The 6,932-nt window shown below is 62.8% G+C and carries 5 protein-coding genes and 1 pseudogene; 5 read left to right on the top strand and 1 reads right to left on the bottom strand.

What is annotated here, in order from left to right; translation table 11 throughout:
* Positions 1-224: pseudogene (locus GC1_RS22590) on the bottom strand (hypothetical protein); the annotation flags it as partial.
* A gap of 634 nt (positions 225-858) precedes the next feature.
* On the opposite strand from GC1_RS22590, the gene GC1_RS06205 reads away from it, so the two are divergent.
* From GC1_RS06205 to GC1_RS06190, 5 genes are all read left to right on the top strand, one after another.
* Positions 859-1,344: a hypothetical protein gene (locus GC1_RS06205; protein ID WP_039147851.1), complete on the top strand. Its 486-nt coding sequence runs from the start codon at positions 859-861 to the stop codon at positions 1,342-1,344.
* 153 nt (positions 1,345-1,497) lie between these two features.
* Positions 1,498-2,412 (top strand): hypothetical protein, encoded by a 915-nt coding sequence (locus tag GC1_RS06200; protein WP_039498487.1) that lies wholly within the window; start codon positions 1,498-1,500, stop codon positions 2,410-2,412.
* Between the two features lie 83 nt (positions 2,413-2,495).
* A complete protein-coding gene (locus GC1_RS06195; protein WP_052260526.1) occupies positions 2,496-4,730 on the top strand; it encodes an AAA family ATPase in 2,235 nt (744 codons plus the stop codon).
* Positions 4,731-5,059: 329 nt separating this feature from the next.
* A complete protein-coding gene (locus GC1_RS22585) occupies positions 5,060-5,239 on the top strand; it encodes a hypothetical protein (RefSeq protein ID WP_152610607.1) in 180 nt (59 codons plus the stop codon).
* Between the two features lie 25 nt (positions 5,240-5,264).
* On the top strand, positions 5,265-6,932 hold a 1,668-nt coding region (locus GC1_RS06190; protein WP_039498483.1), incomplete at its 3' end, for a recombinase family protein.

Raw genomic sequence — 6,932 nt, 5'->3', positions numbered from 1 at the left:
GCAATTTCGCCGCGTATCTGCTGTTGCCAGCCCGGTTCGCCGGCCAGCACCTGGTTCAGCCGGGACAGCTCCTGGTCGACATGATCCAGGTCGCCGCCACAGCGCTCGTCATGCATCTTGAACTTGCCGAGATTCTGCGGAAACAAGCCTGCAAAGCGCAGCACAACCGGTGCTTCATCAAGAATTACGGGCTGGGCTTGAGTAAACTTGGGCTGTACGGTCATCTTGCTGCTCGGATCTGCTTCTCTGATCCGAGTCTCCGCGAAGACGAAGAAAATCCCGATAGACTTTTTTTGTTTTTGTGAGGCTTGTACTCACTAGGCAAGTTGCAATCCCGGGCTGGACCCCGGAATTTCAACTTGCCAGTTCGCGAGGGGGATACCCCCTTCGATCCCCTCCTCGTCAGCCTATCCGGGCGTCACCCGGATAAACTTCCTGCGGCCAGCAGCCTGCTGGACCCGCCCTGCCGGGGGCCGTGGATGACTTATTCATTTTCGATAATCTTGAATGGCAGCAAGCCGATGGAACCAGACACCTGGGTCATTTCCTCCAGGCGCCCGCACTTACTTTTGCAGATACCCTTGTTCTTTAAGGTGCGCGATCAGAAGCCGTTCCACATAAGAGGCTACAGACCGGTCATCCTGCGCCGCTGCCTTTTCTACGGCTTTCTTGGTTTCTTCAGTCACTCGTACAGATATCGCTGATGTTCTGGCCATGTGTTCACTTGTGTGCAGTTGACATTCAGATTCAATGGGTGCATATTGCATCTAGTTGCACACATTTGCAACAGGCCGAGGGGAAGGTGGAAGCTCCCCGCCCGGCCCTAACCAAAACCGATCTCGTGGAAGGAGACCGACTATGGCTGATACTTGCCGTATCACGCGCGAATGCGCGCTGAAAGCCCTGTGGCCCGCATCTGTCGCAGATGACAGCCCCACCTTCATCACCCGCACCTTCGACACGCTGACCAAAGCAGTGGACGAAGCCCTCGAATTGGAGCGCGATCTGTCGCACGCGCTGTCCTGGGATACCGCATCCACCGGTATCCAAGAGGCCGCCGAAGCCAAGTGGCAGGATTGCCTTCAACTCAGCGGCGACATCCTGACGGCACAGGTGGTCAGTGCCGAAGATTTGCCAATGCAGCGCATGAGCATGCTGCTGCACTTTCTGATCGAATCTGAGAGCCTGGACGAGGCACTTCGATTCCAGCAGCTGATGCATGAGCACCGGGACCTTTTCACTACCGATGATCCCGGTGTCCGCGAAGCGCTGAACCGCGCGGCGCGGCAAGTCGACACCGTGGTGGAGATGGCAGTGACAGCTCCGGAATTCGCGCCGGTCTGATCCCCCCAATCCCCCGTGACATAACCTGACCCGGCCCGCAGCGGATCTCTCCGCCTGCGCCCGGCCGCGTCATGCCCAAATCCAGATTATCCCGGCAGGTGCCCCATATCCGGCGCCTGCCCTCTCTCCCGCTTTGCGCAAACGGAGTTCTCAATGACCCATACATCAACCGCCACGTCCGCCGCCTTCCCGCTCACCATTCACCCCCACTGGCGCGCCGCCGCCGAAGCCAAGGGCTTCGGCATCCTGCAGCGCATCAAGGACCGCTATCACCTGCTCCTATCCTGCCACACCTGCCGACGGGCACATGCCAGCAAGATCTTTGTTCTCATGAACAGCCAGCCGCAGTGCCCGCACTGCATTCAAGACCGGTGGCAGGCCGACGCTGTGGCCGCAGGTTTGAAGTGGGCAGGCCGCGATCCGGAAGACCGTCACTATGCCCACTATATCGCCCCCTGCGGCCATAACTTGCGCCGGCAATTTGAGATGGTGAAGCGTGCCGCCGAAGGCGTCTGCGACGTACGCTGCGAACTCTGCCAGCAGCATAAGGAGCAAGAAGAAGCCTCCGCGCAGGGTTGGGAGCTGATTGGACCGGATCCGAACAGGAACCAGAACTACCGCCTGTACCAGCACCAGGCCTGCGGCCATGTTCAGCGGATCGCCCGTGCCAACATGCAGACTGGCCGGTTTCAATGCAGCAACTGCGGCGAGGGCTGGAGCAGTGCGCCAAGCTTTCTCTACGTCATGCAGCTCAAACTCGCCAATGGAGCTAAGCTGATCAAGCTGGGCTACAGCAGGGATCCCATTTCCCGCCTTTACCACCAACTACTGAAGACCAAGGAGACGGAGGCGCAGGTCCTGCGGACAGTTCCCATCAGCTCCGGCCACACAGCTGTGCAAATTGAGAAAGGCCTGCATGCGCGGCTGAAGGCAGAGCACCCCGACAGCGTCGCGCCGCCAGACCTCTACGCAGAAGAGCTGAGCGTCAAAAGCGAGGTCTACTTCGCCGATGCGACCCAGGTGATCTTCGCGATGCTCGACGCCATCCGAGCGGAAGAAGACACCTAAGCGCCCCCTCTTCAATTTCCAACATCTCCAGCCCGGTTCCACCGGGCGCCCGATCCCTTTTGCCTTTTTGAAGGAGGCTTTCCATGAGCCAGCTTGATCTCTCCAAGCCCGCGCGTCCCGATTGGTGGCAGTTCGCCGAAGACTGCGCCCGCCGCTATCATCTCTATTACAGAGAGCTGCAGCAGACACGCCGCAAGACACTCAAAGAAGACGCGCCAGACGGCAGGGCTGGCGCCGAGGAGCCGCCTGTGCCCCCTGCACCGGATCACCCCCATTCTTTGCTGCAGCATCTGAGCAAGCACCCCAACGCGCGGAATCTGCCTCCGGATCTTTGGGAAGCGCTGGAGCAGGAAGGCGCCGACCCATACGCATGCGATGACAAAGGCCGCTGGCTGCCGGCCACAGATCTGCCGGCAGACCAGCTGTTGCTTCTGCTGCGGATCGCCGCGGCCTTTGGCTCCCCGGCTGCGGTGGACACGCAGCTAATCCGCGGCACTGTGCTGATCCTGCGCAACATTCCTCCCTGCGGCTTTTCGAGCCTGGAAAATCTCCTTAACAACGCCCTGCTGCCGCCGGGCTGGCAAGCCTATGGCGCCCGGCGCCAGGTGCAGCTGCCTCAGCGCGTGACCCTCGCTGTCCCCAGCGTCCGCGATGGCGCGATTGAGCAGGGTCACTTTGATGACCTGCAGGAGCTGATCATTAAAGGCCTGGCGCACAGCCAGCCTTTGTGGATCTGCTTGCCGGATGAGATGGTGCTGCCGGCGCCGTTGGTGGCGGAGCACTGTTACGAGCTGACGCTGCCGCAGGTGGACGCGGATTTTCTGATCGCCCTGCTGCGCCAGACGCACAGCCGCACGGGCCGCATTGATGAAGCCGCCACCCGCGCCGCGCTGCCCCCGAACGGCCAGCTGCAAGAGCTCTCCACCGCCGCACTCTCTTTTGCCCTGCGTGCGCCCACAGCGAAGAAGATGGCTCAGCGCCTGTCCCAGGCGCTTGCAGCCGCTGCCGCTTCACCGCCCGAAGCCCACGCGCCAAGGGAGGAAATCACAGGCATTGGCCCGGCCTATAACACCGCCCGCTGTCTGGTCGCAGACCTGCGCCTGTGGGCCGAAGGCAGCGTTGCATGGGACCAGATCCCCCATTCTTTGCTGTTGCACGGCGTACCCGGCACCGGCAAGAGCCACCTCGCCCGCGCAATGGGCCGGAGCGCCGGGGTCAATTGCGTCGAGACCAGTTGCGCCGAGTGGCAAAGCGCGGGGCACCTTGGCAACCTCCTGCTCGCGATGCGCAAAAGCTTCGATGAAGCACGGCAGAATGCGCCCTGTATCCTCTTCATCGACGAGATCGACGCGATCAGCTCGCGCACCAGCGGCGACACCCACGGCAGCAGATATGGATCGCAGGTGATCGCTGGTCTCCTGGAGCAGATGGACCGCATCGGCCTGGAGGAAGGGATCATGGTGGTTGGTGCCTGCAACCACCCGCAGCACATCGACCCCGCGGTGCTGAGAGCCGGGCGGTTTGACATCAAGATCGAGATGCCGTTGCCAAGCATGGCGATGCTGCAGCACCTCCTTGCTGAGCGGCTGCAGGACGCATTCCCCGAGGATGCGATGTTGGAGCTGGCGCGGGACAGCATTGGCAAAACCGCCGCCGACGTGGACGCGGCGGTGCGCTCTGCCCGCAGTGAAGCCCGGCACAGCGGCTGCCCGCTCGATCTGCAGCTTCTGCGCCGCCATCTGCAAGTCATGGCACAGGAGGAGAACCACGACCTGCTTTACCGCATCGCCATTCATGAAGCCGGTCACGCCATCACCTCGTGGAGCTACGGCGAGACGATCACGCGGATCAGCCTGTCTCCATCTGGCGGCACAATTGAGCGGGATGTTCCCCCGAACGCGGGTCTGTCGGCAGACTTTGAATGCCAGCTGTATATCCACCTCGCAGGGCGGGCGGCGGAGCGGCTCATCTTTGGGACTGTGTCCGCTGGCGCTGGCGGCAGCGCCACCTCCGACCTCGGAAAAGCAGCTCGGATGGTCCTGGCGATGGATTTTGAACTGGGTTTAGGGGCCTTCGGCAACGGCTGGTTTGGACCGCAGGATCCCTCCCGCCTGACGGCCTGCGAACGCCAGCGCCTGCAGGAGCGGCTCGACTACGCCGAGGACCACGCGCGCGCGCTGCTGTACCCCCATCAACAACTGCTTAAGGACATGGCTGCAGACCTGGTGCAGAAACGAGAGTTCGACGCCAAGGCGGTCCGGTCCTGGCTGCGTGACGTGCCGCGGCATGTAGATCCAGAGCCGGTCCTGGACCAGTAGATGCGCCCGCCAACCAAGCCGCACCGCCGCGAGGTTTGCACAAGTCTTATGTGCAAACTTCCGCGGTGCAGGCTCCGGTTGGTCCAAAATCCGGATAATTCCCTTCCGGAAATACTTTGTCCCAAAGCCCCGCCGGAGCGGTCTATGCCCCGCATCCCTGCCCAGCTCCCTCTGCAGAGGGAAAGTTCCGTATTTCTAGTCCCTTATCCACAATTTCCGTCTCCGCAGAGTTACAACCTGGGTCGATCCAACCCAGTCCGGCGCATTAAACTGTCTCCATCAGCACACGCGGGCGGCCACCGCCCACCGGAGACAGGAGACCTCGGCCTATGGCACGGGACCGGAAGAGACATGCCGAATGCCCGCAGGCGCCGGAAACACCCGGCCGCCCGCAAAACGGCTCCTGCCGGCAGGACGCCGGTTCCCGCGCGTCACTTCACGAACTCCTGCGCGCCCTCGCCCGCGAGGCAGCCCGCACCGACCACCGGGACGGCAATTCTCCCGGTTAACATCAAACCACCGGAGAACACCGCCATGTCCCAGCCCAGGCTCAGAGCAGCCATCTACGCCCGCTACTCGACAGACCTGCAACGCGACGCCTCTGTCGAGGACCAGATCCGCGACTGCACCGATTACGCCAAGGCCCAGGGGCTGGAGGTCGTGGCCACCTATTCCGACCGCGCCATCTCCGGCGCCAGCCTTATGCGCAGCGGCATGCAGGCCCTGCTCCGCGATGCGCGCGGCGGCACCTTCGATGTGGTTATCTCGGAAGCCCTCGACCGTCTAAGCCGCAACCAGGCCGACATTGCCCACATCTACCAGGAATTTTGCTTCAACGGCCTCCCGATCGAGACCGTGGCGGACGGGCTGATTTCGGAGATCCATATCGGGCTGAAGGGGACGATGAATGCGCTCCAGCTCAAGGACATCGCGATGAAGACTCACCGCGGTCTCAAAGGGCGCGCACTGGAGGGCAAATCCGCAGGCGGCAAAGCTTACGGATACCGCATGAAGCCGCAACTCACGAGCAATGGCGACGTGATCCGCGGCGAGCGCGAGATCCATCCGGAAGAGGCAGATGTCGTGCGCCGGATCTTCGCGAACTACGCCCGCGGGCTTTCGCCGAAGAAGATCGCCGAAGCGCTCAACAAGGAGCGCGTGCCTGCCCCGTCCGGCCGCCACTGGGGTGCCTCCACCATTCACGGCAACCGCCAGCGCGGCTCCGGCATCCTGAACAATGAGCTCTACATCGGGCGGCAGGTCTGGAACCGGCTGCGCTACGTGAAGGATCCGCAAACGGGCAAGCGCATCTCGCGGCTGAACCCGGAAAGCGAGTGGACGATCACCGACGTTCCGCAGTTGCGGATCGTCGAACAGGATCTCTGGGATGCGGTCCGGGCCCGCCAGGGCGAACTGAAGACCGCGGGCACCAATGTGCCGGTCTGGGACCGGCGCCGCCCCAAGACCTTGTTTTCCGGCCTGATGGCCTGCGGCTGCTGCGGCGGCGGCTTTGCCAAGATCTCCAGGGACAGCTTCGGCTGCTCCCCGGCCCGCAACAAGGGGGCCGCGGTCTGCAGCAACAAGCGCACGATCAAGCAGGCCGACCTGGAAGCCCGGGTGCTGGATGCGCTTGCGAACCACCTGATGGATCCGGACGCGGTGCAGGTCTTCTGCGAAGAATACACAGCCGAGCGCAACCGGCTGAAGGCGGCAGCCGCCGGGAACCGCAAGGAAAAGGAACAGGCACTGGCCCGCGCAAAACGCGACCACCAGAAGCTGGTGGATGCGATCATCGCGGGCGTGCCCGCGGAGCAGGTCAAAGACCGGATGATCGAGCTCGACACGCGGCGCCAGCAGCTGGAACGGGAGCTGGAGCATACCCCAGCCCCGGACCCGGTGGTGTTTCACCCGTCGATGGCGGAGGCCTACCGCGAACGGGTATCGCGGCTGATCCGGACCCTTGGGTCCGCCGAAGGCATGGAAGACGCCAAGGAGGCGCTGCGCGCATTGGTGGAGCGGATCGTGCTGACGCCTGCGGCGGAGGGCGCTGGCCTGGATCTGACGCTGGAGGGCGATCTGGCCGGGCTGCTGCGGCTTGCTGCGGGCGCGGAAGGCGCAAATACGAAGAAGGCCCCGGATTGCAGATCCGAAGCCTTTGATATGTCTGGCGAATTAGTGTTGGTTGCGGGAGCAGGATTTGAA

The organism is Leisingera sp. ANG1, from assembly GCF_000203975.2.
Classification (GTDB): domain Bacteria; phylum Pseudomonadota; class Alphaproteobacteria; order Rhodobacterales; family Rhodobacteraceae; genus Leisingera.
The sequence above is the reverse complement of the archived record's forward strand: the minus strand, read 5'-3'. Positions and strand labels throughout refer to the sequence as shown.

Coding starts and splice junctions, on each gene's coding strand:
- GC1_RS06205 (WP_039147851.1), top strand. CDS start 859: ATGGCTGATACTTGCCGTATCACGCGCGAATGCGCGCTGAAAGCCCTG.
- GC1_RS06200 (WP_039498487.1), top strand. CDS start 1,498: ATGACCCATACATCAACCGCCACGTCCGCCGCCTTCCCGCTCACCATT.
- GC1_RS06195 (WP_052260526.1), top strand. CDS start 2,496: ATGAGCCAGCTTGATCTCTCCAAGCCCGCGCGTCCCGATTGGTGGCAG.
- GC1_RS22585 (WP_152610607.1), top strand. CDS start 5,060: ATGGCACGGGACCGGAAGAGACATGCCGAATGCCCGCAGGCGCCGGAA.